Origin of the sequence: Psychrobacter immobilis (assembly GCF_904846185.1) — a bacterium.
Classification (GTDB): Bacteria; Pseudomonadota; Gammaproteobacteria; order Pseudomonadales; family Moraxellaceae; genus Psychrobacter; species Psychrobacter immobilis_B.
Map to the genome: position 1 here is coordinate 1 of NZ_CAJGZQ010000031.1, position 17,743 is coordinate 17,743.

Sequence of the window (17,743 nt, forward strand, 5' to 3'; positions counted from 1 at the left end):
CGTTTTCATGGGGTAATTATGATCTCAATGTATTTGGTTATCAAGGTATGTTCAATCTTAGGTGACAACGGTTGACGCCTGATATCCACGCCCTAGAAGGACGTGGTTTTACGGCGCTAGATGATAATATTTTAGAATGTGACACACAGTATAGAGCGTGTTACCCGTTCAACTTAAGTCGCTATCCTCGTTGTTATCTGCGTTATACTAGCCATAAGCATTGACTATCACTGAGCTGACTGCTTAGATGGTTTATAATTAGGAGAATGTCATGACTCAAGAACACGCTTCCCATGAAAAGCGCAAAATCATCGATAAGTTTTTGATGAAACTCACCAAAGAAGAGCCGCAAATGTATTATGCTAGCACCTCTGAGGTCGCTCGTAGCATCCATACTATGATAAAAGAGCACACCAATCGCTTGTCGGTAGAAGATCAGGCGCTCGTTAGACATATGACCGTCGAGGAGATACAAGGCTTGCTAGGCTTTCACCTTAAATAATCACACTTTCAACGTTCCCATAAAAAAAGCCCGCTGATTTGCAGGCTTTTTTATTATTAAAACTTTAATTTAGAGCATTGAAAATATACATCGCTTAAAACGGATACTCGCGTGGCTCATGTTGCATAGATATCCAGTGCGTTCTAGTGAACTCTTCTAGCACCCACTCACCGTTAAAACGACCAATACCTGAGTTTTTCTCGCCACCGAATGGTAAGTTACTTTCATCATTGACTGAAATATCATTAATATGTGTCATGCCTGCTCTGATACCGCGAGCAAAGCGCATGCCTTTTGCCATATCTTTTGTAAATACCGCACTCGACAGACCAAACATTGAGTCATTGGCGATCGATAACGCATCATCTTCATCTTTGGCACGGATGATACCGACCAATGGTCCAAATACCTCATTACGTGACAAATCCATCTCGCGCGTCACTTCAGTAAAGATGTGCGGCGGTACAACTTGTCCTTTAATCTCACCACTTAATATCATTTTTGCGCCTTCTTGCTGCGCATTAGCGATTTTCTCTTTCAACGATTCGACTTGTTTTTTGTTAATAATCGGACCAACCGCCGTGTCTTGTTTGCTCGGATCGCCGACATTTAACGTTTTAACGTGTGCCAAGAAACGCTCAACAAAGTCATCATAAATCTCGTCTTCAACGATAATACGATTAATAGCAATACAGATTTGACCTTGATGTAAGAATTTGCCAAAGGCTGCTGCTTTGACCGCTTGCTCAATATCAGCGTCTTTTAGTACCACAAATGGACTATTACCACCCAACTCAAGCGCTACTTGTTTAATGTAGTCGCCGCCATTGGCCAACTCGCCAATGCGCTTACCGACTGAAGTAGAGCCAGTAAATGATACAAAGCTTGGGGTTTTGTGTTCAACGATCGCATCTCCTATCTCTTTGCCTGAGCCAACCACCACGTTGAGCAAGCCTTTTGGCAAACCTGCTTCTTCGAATACTTTTGCTAGCAGCAAACCACCAGTCACTGGAGTATCACTCGCAGGCTTGAGTACCACAGCGTTACCAAGTGCTAAGGCTGGTGCAATAGAACGTTGTGTCAAATGTAATGGAAAGTTCCACGGACTAATGACAGCGACGACACCGATGGGCTCACGGTAAACAAAGTTTTCTTTGCCAGGGGTGTTAGATGGACGAATCTCGCCATGTACACGACTGGGGAAAGTCGCAGCCTCAAGGGTAATGCCGCGGGTAGCAGCAAACTCCACCATGGCTTTAACACGGGTACTGCCCGACTCTTTAATGAGCCAATCGACGATTTCATCTTGGCGCTGATCTAAAATCTCAACCACTTTATATAGTACACCTGCTCGTGTCGCTGGCGTTTGCTGTGCCCACTCTTTTTGTGCCGCACTTGCTGCTTGATAAGCTTCATTAAGCTGTGCTTCTGTCGCCTGCTGAATCTTTACAAGTGTATCGCCATTGTAGGGGTTGGTGTTGGTATTGACGCTATCATCTTGACCGCTTTGCCATTCCCCTGCAATGTACTGGAGGTGGAAATCATTATAGGCATTGGCTTTGGTATTATCGGTATCAGTTAACATAATTCTTCTCATTTATTTTATGGATGTTATGTTGGTTGTCAATAAAACAGTATGGCTAGCAAATTGAGGCAGATAAAAAATAACCCTTAACACAGTTATTTATATTAAATAGCCTGCGCTCGCGACATTTGATTAAGCACATCAAAACGAAACTTGCTAGACGACTGGTCTAATGCTACCATAGACCTCATACAAATAAGCGTATTTTGTCAGCAAGTATTGTTGAAAAAACGTAACGTGACCATATCAACCCTGACAATAAGCACTCATTATAAGCAACGATAAAAATCTGCATCGACCCATAGAAAGTATCATGAATAATTGTTAATAGCGCGCTAAGTAGCATTATTCGCCATACCTTATCTCTGAAATACATTCATAAAAAATATAGGAGGACATTACTATTATGTCTGCGGCCTCAACCACAATCCCACCAGATACCAAAACGCATCTGTTAGAAACAGGCTATCAACTGATCTCTAAAAAAGGTTTTACTGCCGTCGGTATCAAACAAATACTAGACACAGCTGGTATTCCTAAAGGCTCTTTTTACCATTATTTTGCCTCAAAGGAAGCGTTCGGTGAAGCTATCATCAGTCATTATTTTACTGACTATAAGATACGCTTAGACACCATTGGTCGTCAAAAAGTTAATGCCCAGCAAAAGATTTATGATTACTTTCAAAGCTGGTATGACACCCAGCAAAATGGCTGTGATCATGAAAAGTGCTTGGTGGTTAAGCTCAGCGCTGAGGTTGCAGATCTATCTGAGCCTATGCGCATCGCACTGAATGCTGGTTACCAGCAGACAATCAGCTGGCTTGCCGAACAAATCAAAGCAGGCTGGGCGGATGACTCTGTACCACAACCTGACAATATCGCGGCCGAGAGCATGGCCAAACGTTGGTATTTTGCTTGGCTTGGTGCCAGTTTAATCGCCAAGATTAGCCAAACCAATACACCGCTTGCAGAAGTATGGCAGATGACTACTTCTCAATTGGGACGCTAATCTCGTGCGTTAAACACTTTTTTAGCCATTTATACTTCCCTATATCTAAAGCAAAAAATTGAGTTATAAGAGAGTTTTGTAAAAATTACTAGACGACTGGTCTATTTAATGTACAATGCCCACAGTTGTAAAAACGAATGGCTAATTTGCCACTGAGGTTTTTGCACCCCATACGCCCAACACAAATATTTAATAATTTTAGGAATACTATGAATAACTTCCAATATTACAATCCAGTACGTATCGTCTTTGGTGAAGGTCAAATCAAACAACTATCGGAATTGGTCCCGACTGATGCCCGTGTGCTTATCACTTATGGTGGCGGTTCGGCACAGCGCACAGGTACGCTAGACGAAGTAAAAGAAGCTTTGGCTGCGAGCGGTACACGTACCGTATTCGAATTTGGTGGTATTGAAGCCAATCCAGAATTCACGACGCTTTTAAAAGCAGCAGATATGGTCAATGAGCACAATATTGACTTTTTGCTAGCGGTCGGGGGCGGCTCAGTCATTGATGGTAGCAAATTTGTGGCATTGGTATCGTCACTTACTGAAGAAGATGGCACGACTGTCTCACGCGAACAAGCATGGAATGCACTAACCAGCTATTGCAGAGACATTGATTCTGCCATCGATTTGGGTGCTGTTTTGACCATTCCAGCCACTGGCTCTGAGATGAACTCAGGCGGCGTCATCAATTATAGTGAACGTCAAGCTAAGCTACCATTTGGCAACGCACTTGCCTTCCCTAAGTTCTCAATATTAGATCCAATCAAAACACTGACATTACCTGAGCGTCAAGTGATGAATGGTGTTGCGGATGCCTTTGTCCATGTCATGGAACAGTATCTAACGTATCCAGTCAATGCAAAAGTGCAAGATGCCTTTGCTGAGAGCTTGCTGAAAATTCTCATTGATGAAGGTCGTATCGTTAAACAAGATCCAGAAAACTTAGAAACTCGTAAGAATATCATGTGGACAGCGACAATGGCACTCAATGGTCTAATCGGTGCAGGCGTACCGCAAGACTGGACGACACATATGATCGGTCATGAGCTAACCTCGTTACACAGCATCGATCATGCTCGCACCCTAACCATTTTATTACCCTCAGTAATGCGCGAGTTGAAAGACAGCAAAAAAGAGAAATTACTTCAATATGCACATAATGTCTGGAATATTACGCTCGATGATACTCATCAAGACGAAGACGCTGTCATTGAAGCCGCTATTGTCCGTACAGAAAACTTCTTCCGCGACCTTGGCTTGCCCGTCAGTTTAGAAGATGCAGAACTTGATGCGTCAGCTATTGACCCGATTATCAAGCAGCTTGAAGCGCACAATATGGTTCAGTTAGGCGAGCACAGCAACAATGATTTAGAAGTGTCACGTCGTATTCTACAACGTGCTATTAGTAGTAAAGCTGCTTAATAAAAACACCACCGTAATAAGAAACACATATTGTTATGCTATTTATAGTAGTTGCTCAGCACTGAGTAACTACTCCATTCACCATTAAATATCAAAACCAGTAAATATTAAAATCAATAGAATCTTAAAATCAATAAATAGAAAAGGAATCTGATAATGAGCTTTGATAAACAACAAAATCAACAAACAAACCGTCAAATTAAATTGGCAAGCCGTCCAACAGGTGAGCCAAAAGCTGAAAACTTTGATATGGTAACCAGCGATATCCCATCGCCAAATAACAATGAAATGCTGCTGCGTACCGTCTACTTATCCTTAGATCCATACATGCGTGGACGTATGAGCGATGCGAAAAGCTATGCTGATCCGCTAGAAGTGGGTGATGTCATGATGGGTGGCACGGTTGCCCAAGTCGTTGAATCCAATATCGACAAATTTGCTGTGGGTGACTTAGTGGTCTCAAACTCAGGCTGGCAAGACTATAGCGTCAGTGATGGCGAAGGCGTCTTAAAGCTTGATAAAAACATGTCAAATCCCTCTTATGGTTTAGGCGTACTAGGTATGCCAGGCTTTACCGGTTACATGGGTTTGACCGACATCGGTAAGCCGCAAAAAGGGGAAACTTTGGTCGTCGCTGCCGCAACGGGTCCCGTTGGTGCAACAGTAGGTCAAGTTGGCAACCAATATGGCTTACGTACCGTTGGTGTGGCTGGTGGCAAAGAAAAATGTGACTTTGCTGTCAATGAGCTAGGCTTTGATGTCTGTATTGACCATAAAGCGGATGACTTTGCCGAGCAATTAAAAGCGGCGTGCCCAGATGGCATCGATATCTATTACGAAAACGTCGGTGGCAAAGTGTTTGATGCTGTTATGCCATTATTAAATGCTCATGCACGTATCCCAGTCTGTGGTCTGGTCTCGCAATACAACGCCACCGAGCTGCCTGATGGTAAAGATCGTTTAGGCGTATTAATGGGCAACATTCTAAGCCGTCGTCTCACCATTAAAGGGTTCATTATTTTTGAAGAGTATGGCGATCACTTCCCAGAATTCTTAAAAACCATGAGTAAATGGGTCGAGTCAGGCGATGTTAAAACCAAAGAATATATCGCCGAAGGCTTAGATGATGCACCAAACGCCTTTGTTCGCATGCTAAATGGCGATAACTTTGGTAAAACAGTGGTTAAAGTTTCTGAGGTTGAATAACCGAACCAATGGTTATCAGTTGGTTGAATCGCAAATAACGACTTAACAACATAACTTGCTAAGACAACCACTGAAAATGACCTCTCAACCATGAATACTGTTCTATGGATACCGCTAGCAGTCATTGCAAATACTCATATTGATTACAGATGATTAATTAAATATGACTGCTAACAACCCATGATTTAAGAACAACATCAATAATAAATAAGGAAGACTATGAATATTTTAATGGTACTAACCTCACATGATAAGTTGGGCGATACTGGTAAAAAAACGGGGTTTTGGCTAGAAGAGTTTGCCGCGCCTTATTACGCTTTTATCGATGCAGGCGTAAATGTGACACTTGCTTCTCCTGCTGGCGGGCAGCCACCGCTTGATCCTAGCAGTGACACTGAAGACACCCAAACGAAAGATACCAAGCGTTTTAAAGAAGATAGCGATGCTCAAAAGCATCTTGCCAATACTGAAAAACTCGCTGATATGAACGCTGAAGATTTTGATTCAGTCTTTTATCCAGGCGGTCATGGTCCATTATGGGACTTGGCAGTTGATAAAAATTCGATCAATTTGATTGAGACGTTTGTCAAACAAGACAAACCTGTCGCCTTTGTTTGTCATTCTCCAGCCGCTCTTAAAAATGTCAAAATTGACGGTGAGTATTTAGTCAAAGGCAAAACAGTGACTGGCTTTACCAATTCAGAAGAAGACGCCGTTGGTCTAACAGATGTCGTGCCATTCTTAGTAGAAGATGCACTAAAAGCCAATGGTGGTAACTATGAAAAAGCCGCTGATTGGGAATCATTTGTGGTCGAAGATGGCTTGCTGATTACTGGGCAAAACCCAGCGTCATCAGAGGAAGCTGCCAAGCGCTTAATCACTAAGCTGAAAGGTTAATATCTTTTTAACGTTAATATAATAGACCATGCAAAAAGGCCACTATCATGATTCGCTTACATCATCTCAACCAGTCTCGCTCATTACGTATTTTATGGCTTTTAGAAGAGCTGGGCGTGCCTTATGAGATCATTAGTCATCAACGCGATCCTAATACTCATTTGGCACCAGACAGTTTAAAGGCGGTACATCCACTCGGTAAATCTCCGGTTATCGAGATGGATGGTCAACTTTATGCCGAGTCGGGTGCAATCACTGAGTTATTGATTGAGCGATTTGCGCCAGAGCGCTTACGTCCTACGACTGATAGCGTAGACTATGGCCATTATCTGCAATGGATTAACTTTGCTGAAAGCTCGCTCATGTTGCCGTTATTACTGGAGCTATTTACCAAAAAAGCCGGTATCGTCGATAACGAGTTTTTAGATGGTTATATCAGTCAAGAAAAACACAGACTGTTGAGCTATCTAAACGAGGAAGTTGCAGATAAGTCATTTATCGTTGGTCATAAGCTAAGCGGCGCTGACTTTATGCTGTCTTTTGACTTAATCATGCTGGCTAAGCGCGAAGCGTTAGATGATTATCCACATATTAAGCAGTATGCTTTACAACTCGCCAGTCTTGATAGCTATCAGCGCAGCATGCGTTTAGAGGCGAATTATGATCACTCTATTTAGTACCATGGTCTAACTGTTTATCAACTATTTAATGTATAAAAAACAGCTCTTTATAGAGCTGTTTTTTATGGGCAAAAATGACCTGAGTCGTAGCTATGTGACATATAGTCAAGGAATTTTAGAATCGCTACATGGCGACCGACCGCAGATAGTATACTGAGTACATCTAGGGTGGGTAACACCGTAGCGGTTTAAAAGTGCTCTGACTATAGCACTGTGTTTCTTATCGTCTATCATTGACAGACAGCTGCATCTATTTTTTAACTTGATTTTCAATGTGTTAGTTATGCGTGATAAATGCTCAACAAAAATTATGATAAAGTATTCAAAACAGGGTTTAGAATACTTTTTTGGTTTTATCAGTCTACTAAATGACTTTCTGTTAAATGACTTTTTATTAAATGACTTTGAACGTCTTGAGTCTTATGACTATCCGATGAGCGTGATGCTTGTGTAACAACGGCTATATACCATTTTATCCCTCTACGCAGATTATCCATCCATGAGTACTGAATACCAGTTTAAGCCCCATGAACGACCATTCATGCTTGGCTCGCCTGCCACCCCTGATCACCCTGTGCGCCGTAAAGTATTTTATTTACTGATTGGTATTTTTATTGGCTTAACTGCCAGCTTTCAGAACGGTCTATTGGTCGCGAATCTCACTCAAATCCAAGGTGAAATGGGGTTAACACCAGTAGAAGGTGGTTGGATATCAGTCGCTTACAATATGACCAATGCTTGTGTCACGGTGCTGCTGTACAAAATTCGCCAGCAATTTGGCATGTCCTCCTTTAGCAAAATTACTTTGTTCTTTTTATTGGCAGCCACCAGTATGCAGTGGCTGGTCAGTAGCAATCTGCTCAGTACAACGACTGGCATCAGCATCGAGCCTTATTATTTAGAGCTGGTTGCCCGTGGTTTTAGTGGTGTGGTGGCTAGTGCGATGACGGTATTGTCTATTTTTTATTGTCTACAAGGCATGCCAACTGCTCGGCGTATCAGCGGACTGATATTGGGGTTCGGCTTGGTACAGTTTGGCATTCCACTGTCACGGATTATCTCGCCTTATTTAGCCGTTGATGGTCAGCTTGAAGGTTTATTTTTATTTCAAGTGGGATTATCGCTGATTTGCTTTGGGCTTATTAACATTCTTGAGCTACCACCGGGTAACACGGAAAAGGTCTTTGAAAAACTTGATTTGGTGAGTTTTGGCTTTTTTGCCAGTGGTCTTGCCGCCCTATCAGTATTTTTAGTACAAGGTAGAATTCAATGGTGGACGATGCCTTGGCTTAGCTATCCATTGATCATTGCCGTCGTGACTATCTCGATTGCTTTATGGATTGAGACGCATCGCAAAAACCCTATGTTACAAGTGCGCTGGATGCGTAGTCGCACCATTATTGCCTTTATGATTACTGGTGCCGTCATGCGCATTTTGCTGTCTGAGCAAAGTGTGGGCGCCGCAGGATTATTAGCAAACCTTGGTTATGGTAATGACCAGCTGATTGTTTTCTATGCCATCATCTTGGTGGCTAGCATACTGGCATTAGTGATTAGCATTTTTACCACCAAAGCGACGGATCTGCGCCGACCAGTGATTTTTGCGGTTGCCTTGATTGCGATTGGTGCATGGATAGATACGGGTGTGTCGCTAAACTCTGCCCCTTATATGTTTTATTTCAGTCAGTTTATAATCGCTTTTGCTGCCGTTTACTTCATGGGACCAATGGTATTTGAAGGTATGTTTCGCGCCATTGCTAACGGACCTGCCTATATTATTAGCTTTTCGGTGATTTTTGGTATTTCACAAACGATCGGTGGTTTGGCAGGCGCGGCAGGTATTCAAGCATTTACCACCATTCGTACTCAGATGCATTATGCCGATATGGTCAGTTCAATGAATACCACTGATCCTGCTACGATGACCCAAATGCTACAGAGTGTACAACGTCAAGCAACGGTCGCCGCTTATGACGATTTATTCTTTTTGATGGCGGTGAGCGCCACCATCACCGCGCTATATTTATTGATGGTTTATTTTTATTACCTTTATCATAAACGCAATCCACTTGGTAAAGAACTTGCCGCATTGGCAGAAATGATGGGCAAAAAATAACAGGTGATAATCATATCGATTTTTTGCTGTTACCTTTTCTTCTTATGCTAATTACTATATTTTAAAAAGTTATCCACTATGTTTACTAATCTCATTAGGAGCGCATCATGAGCGAAGACAAATTAAATGATCTTGATGACCATAATCAAAACACCGCTCAAGATGCTACCCAAAATACTGCTGAAAACAATCAGACATCATCCAATGCAGCAGCAATAGAGGTGCCTTTAAACCAATCGAAAAATGATGATACTGCGTCCGTAGCGAAAAAAGAGGACTCAATAATAACGTCCGTTGCTGATGCTGATGAAACGCCAATGCCGCCAAAAGAGCCTATTCCTGACGCTACGGGTTGGTCGCCTAAAAAGAAATCTTACTTTAACCTAGGTTTATTGATTGCACTAATCATTATTGGCGTCCTTTTGATTCTTTATGCGTGGAAGCTACCGCCCTTTACGCCTACGGTTCAGCAGACTAATAATGCCTTTGTAAAAGGTCAAACAACAATTATCAGCCCGCAAGTTTCTGGCTATGTCACAGAAGTGGCAGTGCAAGATTTTGAAAATGTACAAGCAGGTGATTTATTGGTCAAGATAGATGACCGTGCCTTTTTGCAGCAGCTCGAACAAGCACAAGCCAATATCGAAGTTGCTATGACCGACCGCTCAAGCAATGCGCAAGATACGGGCACCAGTCAGGCGCAAATCGAAGCACGTAAAGCGGACTTATATAGTGCCAAAGTCAGCGTTGATAGTGCACGCGAAGATGTAAAGCGCTATCAAGGACTTGATGCGATTGGCGCAGTATCCAAAGCAGAAGTTGCTCATGCCCAAGCTCAGCTCGCTCAAGCACAAGCTGGCGTGCAGCAAGCAGAAGCCAATTTACAAGTCGCCCTTGAAGCCAGCAAAAAAACCAGTGGTAGCCGCTCATCACTCGATGCCAATATTAAAAATGCAGAAGCAGTTGCTAAGCAAGCACAGATTAATTTAGACAATACGATTATTACTGCCCCTGAATCAGGACAACTGAGTCAAGTCAGCGTCAAAGCTGGGCAATATGTCAGCGCGGGCACACAGCTCATGTATGTGGTACCAAAAGGCGTGTGGATTATTGCCAACTTTAAAGAAACCCAAGTGGCAAATATGACTGTCGGTGAGCCTGCAACTATTCATGTGGATGCGCTAGGCGGCGCTACGTTTCGAGGTCATGTCAGCAATATCTCGCCAGCGACTGGCAGTGAATTTAGCGCGGGCGCGGCAAACCCTGCAACTGGCAACTATATTAAAATCGCTCAGCGTATTCCGGTACGAATAGATTTAGAGCAAGGACAACCTGAGCTTGCGCAATTGCGCCCCGGTATGTCGGTATCGGTCGATGTCGATACTCAAAGAAACGAAAGGTAAAAGGATATTTGCTTGCTACTATTCATCATTTTTGATGCTGCGTATGTTTATAGTCAGTTTATGATAAATTGACTATATGAAAGGAATGATAATGCGGAATAAGATAATAGGATTAAGTGCTTTACTCATTTTATCAGGGTGCATAAAAAATCATAAAAATACGGAAGTTCAATTGGTCGAGTTTAAACGGACATCATCATATTATGAAATAACTTTTTTATCAGAAGCTAATTTTTCAATACGTGAATCAACTAGAAATACAGGGAGTTATATACATTGTATCAACGATAAACGAATCTATGATGATAAATACATTCCTGACTACTCTTCGAATAATTATTTGAGCGGCAATATTCCTAAAAACACCAAACCTACTGCTGACACACTTTCAGATCAATACATCTATAGCATCAAACTTGATTCTTCAACATACTTAGAGAACGACAAAACTTTATATTGCCGTATATTTACAGGAAACTTCCCAGGAAAGCTAAAAAAGTCGCAAGTACTCGAGCTTATACCATAAAGCTTTTAATAAAATTAGGTGCTGTTGCTGTTTAGAGCAGCAACAGCACCTAAGAAATCACTCTCTGCTTATATCTAAATATAAACAGCAAATATGTTTAAGGTAATAAACGCTTGGTACTCCAGCTTTCACCATTGTCTTTAGTATAGACAATACGGTCATGCATACGATTGGCACGACCTTGCCAAAACTCAATCTCATGAATGCTAATCTCGTAACCACCCCAAAATTCTGGTGTTGGCACTTGGCTACTTTCTGGATACTGATTTTGTAGCTCATCAAACTTGGTTTGCATCACCTCACGATCAGCAACTTCGCCACTTTGAGGTTGACTAACCCACGCACCCACTTGACTGTCGTGAGGACGCTTTTGAAAGTAAGCAGATGACTTATTAGCATCGATTTTAGCAATGCTGCCACTAATACGTACTTGACGCTCCAGCTCGTGCCAAAAGAATAGCGCTTCGGCATTCGGGTTTTCGGCAATATCTTGACCTTTAGCGCTTTCATAGTTGGTATAAAACACCACACCATTTTCAGTAATCTCACGCATAAGTACGATGCGCACGCTAGGTTTATTATCAGCACCGCACGTCGCCAGACTCATCGCGTAAGGCTCTTGCACCTTTTGTGCTATTGCCTCATTCATCCATTCTTTTAGTAGCTCAAATGGAGAGTCTGGGACGGACTGTTGATCAAGCTCACCTTTTTCGTATGACAAACGCTGATCGGTAAAATCCATGCTCATAAAATATTCCTTATTTTAATATAACTATGTTATGACGTTAACCCAATACTGCTTTGATATGGTCAGCCAAATCATTTGCCAATACATCACACTCTATTTCATCATCCGACTCAACCATCACACGTATCATAGGCTCTGTACCTGACTGGCGAATGAGCAAACGACCACGACCCTCTAAAGTAGCCTGTGCTTTTGCAAAAGCAGCAACCAGCTCTTTATGTTCAAACGGATCTTGCATTTTACTTAAGCGTACATTGACCAGTTTTTGTGGCAATTTTTCAAAGCCTTCGGTCAAATCACTGAGTGCTTTACCACGTGCTTCCATCACCGCAAGCACTTGCAAGCCGGCGATAATTGCATCGCCCGTACGACTCTTATCCAAACATAGAATATGACCCGATGGTTCGCCGCCCAGTATCCAGCCATTCGCTTCAAGCTCATGCATCACATAACGATCGCCTACTTTCGCACGCGTAAAGTTAATGTCTGCCGCTTTGAGTGCCAACTCTAAGCCCATGTTACTCATCAGCGTACCAACCACACCTTTCGCCTTAGTCTGACCTTGGGTAGCAAGTACGTATAAAATGCCATCGCCGTCGACCAGATTACCAGCCTCATCAACCATCACAATACGATCACCATCACCGTCTAGTGCGATACCAACATCTGCCTCGTACTCAATCACTGCTTTCTGTAAGCCTTCAGGATGGGTAGAGCCGCAGTCGGCATTGATATTGATGCCATCAGGCGTATTGTTAATAGCAATCACATTGGCACCCAACTCACGCATGACTCTTGGTGCCACGCTATAGCCTGCACCATTGGCACAATCTACGACGACAGTCAGATGACTCAAGTCGTACTGATAGGGAAAACTGCCTTTACAGAATTCGATATAGCGCCCTTTGGCATCATTGATTCGATTATTTTTCCCCAATTGTGCAGGATCAAGAATAGGCATGATCACGTTATTGTCCGCCTCAGAGGCACTCATAATCGCTTTTAGCTTGTCATTAATAGAGTTTTGCATCTCATCAGTCAGCTTTTTGCCATCACCTGAAAACAGCTTGATACCGTTATCATAGTAAGGATTGTGCGACGCTGAAATAACTACCCCAGCATCTGCATTAAAACTACGGGTCAAATGCGCAATCGCTGGTGTGGGTAATGGTCCAAGCATATGCACATCGACACCAGCGGCATTAAACCCCGCTTGCAATGCGCCTTCAATCACATAACCTGACAGCCGCGTATCCTTACCGATGACCACGCTTGGCTTGCGCGCAGGATTGTCATTATTCTCTATCAGCACACGTCCCGTCACATAGCCCAATTTTAAAATAAAGTCTGGTGTGATCGGCGACTCACCGAATTTTCCGCGAATACCATCGGTGCCAAAGTAGCTCATTATGTATGCTCCCAAATCTAAGAGTGAAAACCAGACGAATACGCAAACAATAACGTATAAACAGTCTAAGTAGTTATTATTATAATCCGCTTGTGTATTTTACAAAAAAAACAGCCAACAATAACAAGGCATTGTTGGCTGTTTGTATCTTAAAGTCACTGCAGCCCTGCAAAATAGCTATCGTTGACATAATGCAGGATTATAAAACACCTTTTAGTTCACACGATAGTTCGGTGCTTCTTTGGTGATTTGTACATCATGGACATGCGACTCTTTCATACCCGCCGATGTCACCTTAATGAATTGCGGATTGGTACGCATATCTTCGATGGTCGCAGAGCCAGTATAACCCATTGATGAGCGCAAACCGCCAACCAACTGATTAACAATACCAGCAACTGGACCTTTATAAGGAACTCGGCCTTCGATACCTTCTGGTACTAATTTCTCTACGCCATCTTTAGCATCTTGGAAGTAACGATCTGATGAGCCATTTGAGCCTGACATCGCACCAAGGCTACCCATACCGCGGTAAGCTTTGTAGTAACGACCTTGGAACAGCTCAACTTCACCCGGCGCTTCTTCAGTGCCAGCCATCAATGAGCCTACCATGATGCACGAAGCACCAGCGGCGATGGCTTTTGCCATATCACCTGAATAGCGAATACCACCATCAGCAATCAGTGGAATACTGTCTTTTAATGCGCTAGCGACGTTATCGATAGCTGAGATTTGCGGCACACCGATACCAGCGATGATACGCGTAGTACAGATAGAACCAGGGCCAATACCGACTTTTACCGCATCAGCGCCTGCATCACGTAGTGCAAGTGCAGCATCACCTGTTGCGATATTGCCACCGATGACTTGTACGTGTGGATAGTGCTTTTTAATCCAAGACACCTTATCAATCACGCCTTTTGAATGACCATGTGCGGTATCAACCACGATGATATCGACATCAGCAGCGATTAACGCTTCAACACGCGCTTGGGTATCTGGTCCAGTACCAACAGCAGCACCAACACGCAAACGTCCTTGCTCATCTTTACAAGCATTGGGATTGTTTTCAGCTTTTGCAAAATCATTAACCGTAATCAAACCACGTAAGCGGAAATGATCGTCGATAACAATGACTTTTTCAATGCGGTGTTCATGTAGCAGACGCTTGATGTTTTCGTTGCTTTCACCTTCATGTACTGTGACCAGCTGATCTTTTGGCGTCATGATTTTACTAACTGGCAAAGACAGATTGGTTTCAAAGCGCCAATCTCTGTGAGTCACAATACCCACGACATTATCAGTGCCTCTTTCTACCACAGGTACGCCTGAGATATTATTGTCTTGCGTCAGCTGTAGCAGATCACCAATCGTCATCTCTGGATGCACAGTGATCGGATCTACGACCGTACCTGCTTCAAATTTTTTGACGCGGCGTACTTGTGTCGCTTGCTTGGCGATATCCATGCTCTTGTGCAAGATACCCATACCGCCTAGCTGTGCCATCGTAATGGCCATTTCAGATTCGGTCACGGTATCCATCGCGGCAGAAATCAGCGGTAGATTCAGCGTGATATTTTTGGTCAAACGGGTAGTCAGATCGGCAGTTTTTGGCAAGACTTCAGAATAAGCTGGCAACAATAAAACGTCATCAAAGGTTAAGGCTTCATCGACAATTCGCAACATACAGACCCCTAGTGGTGGTTATTTTGATGGGTGGGATATTTTTGGCATTAAGACAATCAACCAAAATCACCGATATGACTTTATGAAGCTAAAGTCTTAAAATTAAAGACCTTGTATCACAAAGTTTTAGATAATCAGCAATGAGCCAGCCGGTGTTTGTGATTAAACAAACAGAGACACTCGAAAATTGCAATTGATTGATGCTAATAAGTTTGCACAAATATAGCGCGCCCCTACTCTTAATCGCTCATTTATCCCTTAAAAATAACGCCATATTATAACAAATAATCAGACAAATCGCATGCTATATTTGTCAGCTTATTTTGCTAGCGCTTGTCTATCGATATCGACGTCTGTAAAGCTCAGCTATTTAAAAGCATAGAAAATATACTCAATCGTCGGTTACTAGTCTTTACCCTTCAATATCAAACGTTCAGCAGGTAGATAAGCTTTTTGTTTGCTATATAAATAATTCAGCATCTGCTCACGTATCTCACAGGCCAGTGTCCATGCTTCTATGGGACCTACCGCTGAAACAGCGCCGCGCAGGTGAATAATGTTGGCAGTCACCTCAACCACAAACATTTCAGGCTCAGTTTTGTTGTCCCAAAGCTTATTGTCTTTAACCGCCGATATAAATTGCTGGCGAATGGCGTCAATATCTGCACCATAATCGACATATAAAAACACAGGACAGGTCTGATGTACTTCGGTATGTGACCAGTTTTCTACCGTTTCGGTGATCAGTTCGCGCATCGGCACGATCAACCGACGTTCATCCCATGTTTTGAGTACCGCATACGTATAACGCAGGTCTTCAACGGTACTAAAGTTGCCATCCATTATCACACTGTCGCCAATCCGTACCGGCTGGGTCACGGCCACCTGTACCCCAGCAATGATGTTACCCAGTATCGGCTGCGCGGCAATTCCAATGACCACGCCTGCGATACCAGCCGAGGTCAATAGCGTCTTACCAAGGCCTTCCATGTTGGCAAATTCACTGAGACCAATCCAAATACTGCCCAAAATCATGACAAAAATAAAGACGCGGCGAAATATCGATACATAAGTACGGCGACGGCGCTCTTTATCAAAGTGCTCTTCAGCCAGATTTTCAATTTGTAGGCTTTGATAGCGATTAGCAAAAAAGTTAATAACGCGAATGCCAAGCCATAAGGTGCTAAATACTAGCCCAATCCAGATAAGCGGACGAGTCGATGAAGCTACCGCATCCAAATAAGGAAAGCCCCCTGACACCAAAGTAAAGACAAGCAAAAAACTGATGGTAAAAGTCAACGGCACGGTCAGCTTATTAACCAAATCTGCCACTCCATTAGTACTACCAACATAATTGCTGTATTTTTCATCGTCGATATAACGGCTGATGATTTTTTCCGTGCCTTTACTGAGTAACCACCCTACTCCCATGGTCACTAAGAAAAACAGTGCTAATGCCAAAAACTCCCATAGTGCGATACTAAAAATCTTAAGTTTTAACCACCCAGGTAAATAACGCTCAAATTCCGCTGGATGATATTGCTCATAGAGATTGTCAATATTATCAACTGTCTGTGCAGAAAACACCCAAATAGGCGCAGCTTCACCAACCCGTACTCGTTGCAAATAGATGGGAACACGGCGCTCACGATAGTCGATATAGCCTAGCTGAATCGAACGTCTAGGGATGCCCATGATACTACTGGTATTGCCAAGTGGCGGCTCGATTAAACCATCTGGGCGATCTGGCAGATCATCAAAGACGTAAAGCTCTTTTTCTGTTAACAAAAAATCCAACCGTTTTGATAACTCGAGCGCGTGGTTACGCTGAATTTTCTGATCGATTAAATTCATGTTGAGTGCATAAGCAGCCAAATCGTATTGTTGCTTCATGACCGCTGACTGAAAAAACTCTAAAGTCGCCAGTGGCGTGGTTAAATTTGGCGGCTCCGATAATGGCGGCAAGCCTACATTGAGCTTGTCTAGCAAATAATAACTTTCATTGTATTCACCCGTCAGTCCAGAATCGCCCTGCAAATTACCCGCTTGCTCTACTGCATTGCGCTCGGTAGGATCAAATATCTCTTCTGCAACGCCAGAGATACTGAGGCTTTCGTCTTTAATTGTATTGATTTTCTGAGTGGCATATTCAGCCAGATTATCGGGCTTGCTGACTGAATTCGATGACGAGCTGGACTGCTCACCCGCAGCTTGTTCGATATCGCTAGTGCTTGCGGCATTAGCGGGTGCAGACACAGCACTCATGCTGACTATGAAAAAAACCAATAGTAATGACAAAGTACTAGCGCGCACATTCCAACGCTGGGGGTTAGGATAGTGGTCACTGTTGGTATCAATTGCTATACGATGACCGCCAACAATGCTTTTTTTGAGAAGATTCATATTTTAAAAGCCATTAATTCACTTGATGTTTGCATCTCTTAAAGTTTGCCTACAAAGCTTATTCTTACATATATTGCATAGCCAATTTAGCTTCATCTTTCTTGTTTGACTGCAATTCATCTTGTTTTTAGCACCATTTTTAGA

14 protein-coding genes are annotated in these 17,743 nt (G+C 42.9%); 9 read left to right on the forward strand and 5 right to left on the reverse strand.

Features of this window, described 5'->3' with window-relative positions:
• Positions 1-271: 271 nt before the first annotated feature.
• Positions 272-502 (forward strand): hypothetical protein, encoded by a 231-nt coding sequence (locus JMW94_RS13520; RefSeq protein WP_045446342.1) that lies wholly within the window; start codon positions 272-274, stop codon positions 500-502.
• A gap of 94 nt (positions 503-596) precedes the next feature.
• Here the strand turns inward: JMW94_RS13520 and JMW94_RS13525 are convergent, their stop codons facing one another.
• On the reverse strand, positions 597-2,087 hold the full coding sequence (locus JMW94_RS13525) for an aldehyde dehydrogenase family protein (RefSeq protein ID WP_087814161.1): 1,491 nt from the start codon (positions 2,085-2,087) through the stop codon (positions 597-599).
• 406 nt (positions 2,088-2,493) lie between these two features.
• On the opposite strand from JMW94_RS13525, the gene JMW94_RS13530 reads away from it, so the two are divergent.
• The 8 genes from JMW94_RS13530 to JMW94_RS13565 all read left to right on the forward strand — a co-directional run bounded on the left by JMW94_RS13530 (position 2,494) and on the right by JMW94_RS13565 (position 11,354).
• Complete coding sequence (locus tag JMW94_RS13530) at positions 2,494-3,096, forward strand: TetR/AcrR family transcriptional regulator (RefSeq protein ID WP_055124963.1); 603 nt, start codon at positions 2,494-2,496, stop codon at positions 3,094-3,096.
• A 209-nt stretch (positions 3,097-3,305) separates the two neighbouring features.
• Positions 3,306-4,526: an iron-containing alcohol dehydrogenase gene (locus JMW94_RS13535; RefSeq protein ID WP_193008826.1), complete on the forward strand. Its 1,221-nt coding sequence runs from the start codon at positions 3,306-3,308 to the stop codon at positions 4,524-4,526.
• 156 nt (positions 4,527-4,682) lie between these two features.
• Positions 4,683-5,732 (forward strand): NADP-dependent oxidoreductase, encoded by a 1,050-nt coding sequence (locus tag JMW94_RS13540; RefSeq protein ID WP_201604749.1) that lies wholly within the window; start codon positions 4,683-4,685, stop codon positions 5,730-5,732.
• Between the two features lie 219 nt (positions 5,733-5,951).
• Positions 5,952-6,629, forward strand: a complete 678-nt coding sequence (locus JMW94_RS13545; protein WP_045446333.1) for a type 1 glutamine amidotransferase domain-containing protein — start codon at positions 5,952-5,954, stop codon at positions 6,627-6,629.
• A 47-nt stretch (positions 6,630-6,676) separates the two neighbouring features.
• On the forward strand, positions 6,677-7,306 hold the full coding sequence (locus JMW94_RS13550) for a glutathione S-transferase family protein (RefSeq protein ID WP_109592663.1): 630 nt from the start codon (positions 6,677-6,679) through the stop codon (positions 7,304-7,306).
• A gap of 502 nt (positions 7,307-7,808) precedes the next feature.
• On the forward strand, positions 7,809-9,425 hold the full coding sequence (locus JMW94_RS13555) for an MFS transporter (protein WP_201604750.1): 1,617 nt from the start codon (positions 7,809-7,811) through the stop codon (positions 9,423-9,425).
• A 107-nt stretch (positions 9,426-9,532) separates the two neighbouring features.
• Positions 9,533-10,828: an HlyD family secretion protein gene (locus JMW94_RS13560; RefSeq protein WP_201604751.1), complete on the forward strand. Its 1,296-nt coding sequence runs from the start codon at positions 9,533-9,535 to the stop codon at positions 10,826-10,828.
• 91 nt (positions 10,829-10,919) lie between these two features.
• Positions 10,920-11,354, forward strand: a complete 435-nt coding sequence (locus tag JMW94_RS13565) for a hypothetical protein (RefSeq protein ID WP_045446328.1) — start codon at positions 10,920-10,922, stop codon at positions 11,352-11,354.
• Between the two features lie 97 nt (positions 11,355-11,451).
• Here JMW94_RS13565 and pdxH read toward each other — a convergent pair whose 3' ends face one another.
• The 4 genes from pdxH to JMW94_RS13585 all read right to left on the reverse strand — a co-directional run bounded on the left by pdxH (position 11,452) and on the right by JMW94_RS13585 (position 17,599).
• Complete coding sequence (gene pdxH / locus JMW94_RS13570; protein ID WP_201604761.1) at positions 11,452-12,096, reverse strand: pyridoxamine 5'-phosphate oxidase; 645 nt, start codon at positions 12,094-12,096, stop codon at positions 11,452-11,454.
• Positions 12,097-12,139: 43 nt separating this feature from the next.
• Positions 12,140-13,510 carry a phosphoglucosamine mutase gene (glmM, locus tag JMW94_RS13575; RefSeq protein ID WP_201604752.1) on the reverse strand — a complete coding sequence of 457 codons (1,371 nt, stop codon included), beginning with the start codon at positions 13,508-13,510 and terminating at the stop codon, positions 12,140-12,142.
• Positions 13,511-13,723: 213 nt separating this feature from the next.
• A complete protein-coding gene (gene guaB / locus JMW94_RS13580; RefSeq protein WP_201604753.1) occupies positions 13,724-15,196 on the reverse strand; it encodes an IMP dehydrogenase in 1,473 nt (490 codons plus the stop codon).
• A gap of 405 nt (positions 15,197-15,601) precedes the next feature.
• Positions 15,602-17,599: a mechanosensitive ion channel family protein gene (locus JMW94_RS13585; RefSeq protein WP_227685535.1), complete on the reverse strand. Its 1,998-nt coding sequence runs from the start codon at positions 17,597-17,599 to the stop codon at positions 15,602-15,604.
• Between the last annotated feature and the right edge of the window lie 144 nt (positions 17,600-17,743).